A 1,965-nucleotide genomic window follows, 5' to 3' on the forward strand; every position below is an offset into this window, starting at 1 on the left:
GGTCGGGTCGCGCTCGATCAGGTAGGGGTAGTCGCCCTTGCTGGCCCACGGTTGCGAGTCGAGCGGCAGGCGGTAGCCCATCGGCGAATCGCCGGGGATCAGGTAGAGGCGGTCATCGCGCAGGAACCAGGGGCCGGTCTTCCAGGCCGGGCCCTCGAGCGCGGGCGCGTCGCGGTTCGCGTTGCCGGGCTCGATCGGCAGCATGTAGCCGATCACCGCGTCGAGCTTCTGCGTGAACACGCGGCGCAGGCGCACGCGTTCGAGTTCGTCGTCGAGCTTGGAGTCGAAGGGGTCGACGTTGACCGGCAGGCGGCGTTCGCGCCACAGGTAGTAGTAGATGTCCTCGAAGCCCGGCTGCACGTAGCGGTCGGTCAGGCCGAGCTTGCGCGCCAGCAGGCTGGTGAAGCGGCGCGCGTCCTCGCTGGTGTAGTGGGTCGGGAAGCGTTCGTCGGCGAACAGCTCGGGGTCTTGCCACAGCGTCTGGCCGTCGGCGCGCCAGAAGATCGACAGCGCCCAGCGCGGCAGCTGCTCGCCCGGGTACCACTTGCCCTGGCCGAAATGCAGGAAGCCGCCCTGGCCGTACTCTGCGCGCAGCTTGTGGACCAGCTCGGTGGCGTAGCCGCGCTTGGTGGGGCCGAGCGCGTCGGTGTTCCATTCGGGCGCGTCGCGGTCGCTGGTGGCCACGTAGGTGGGCTCGCCGCCCATCGTGAGGCGCACGTCGCCGGCCTGCAGCCGCGCGTCGACCGCGTCGCCCAGGGTCAGCACCTCGGCCCACTGCTCCTCGGTGTAGGGCTTGGTCACGCGCGGCGATTCGTAGATGCGCGTGACCTTCATGTCATGGCCGAACTCGACCTTCGACTCGTCGACGCCGCCCTCGATGGGCGCGGCGCTCGAGGGCGTGGGCGTGCAGGCCAGCGGGATGTGGCCTTCGCCGGCCAGCAGGCCCGAGGTGGCATCGAGGCCGATCCATCCGGCGCCCGGCAGGAACACCTCGCACCAGGCGTGCAGGTCGGTGAAGTCGACCGTGGTGCCGCTCGGGCCGTCGAGCGCCTTCACGTCGGGCGTGAGCTGGATCAGGTAGCCCGAGACGAAGCGCGCGGCCAGGCCGCAGTGGCGCAGCAGCTGCACCAGCAGCCAGCCCGAGTCGCGGCAGGAGCCGCTGCCGTTGGTGAGCGTTTCTTCCGGCGTCTGCACGCCGGGCTCCATGCGGATCAGGTAGTTGACGTCCTGCTGCACCTGCTGGTTGATGCCGACCAGGAAATCGATGGTGCGTTGTTCCTTGCGGTCGATCTTGTCGAGGTAGGCCGCGAGCAGTGGCGTGGGTTCCTCGGTGACGAGATAGGGCGCGAGTTCCTCGGCCTGCGAGGGGGTGTAGGCGAAAGGAAAGTTCTCGGCCTGCGGCTCGAGGAAGAAGTCGAAGGGGTTGTAGACCGCCATCTCGACCACGAGGTCGACCGTGACCTTGAACTCGCGCGTCTTCTCGGGGAACACGAGCCGCGCCTGGTAGTTGGCGAACGGGTCCTGCATCCAGTTGACGAAGTGATCCGCGGGTTCGACGCGCAGCGAGTACGAGATGACGTTGCTGCGGCAATGCGGTGCCGGACGCAGCCGGACGACCTGCGGGCCGAGTTGCACCAGGCGGTCGTATTTGTAGTGGGTGACGTGGTGGAGCGCGGCGTGGATGGACATGCGTTTTTGTGTGCAGTACTGGCAGATTGCATCGAAAAGATGTCTCTGGTGAGACGCATACTAGCCCAGAAGACAAAGCAATTAGCGCGCCACGGAGCGTCGTTGGGGGAGGGTTTGCATCATGGTCGCCAAGGGTGTGCGAGACGCATCCGATGCCGTCTTGCGCGCGCGCTGCGCGTTCGTCGCGCTCGCGGCGGCGCTCGCGGGCGTGGCGCTGCAACTGCGGCAGCCGCAGCTGTGGGGTGGCATGGCCTACGCGGGCGGACTGCTCGCGGG

1 protein-coding gene is annotated in these 1,965 nt (G+C 68.0%); it reads right to left on the reverse strand.

What is annotated here, in order from left to right; translation table 11 throughout:
• The coding region (locus AC27VN_RS40055) for a transglutaminase family protein (RefSeq protein ID WP_490880298.1) at positions 1-1,689 on the reverse strand (1,689 nt) is incomplete at its 3' end.
• Positions 1,690-1,965 lie beyond the last annotated feature (276 nt).

This window comes from Variovorax sp. 20P10.2.4, from assembly GCF_058244205.1.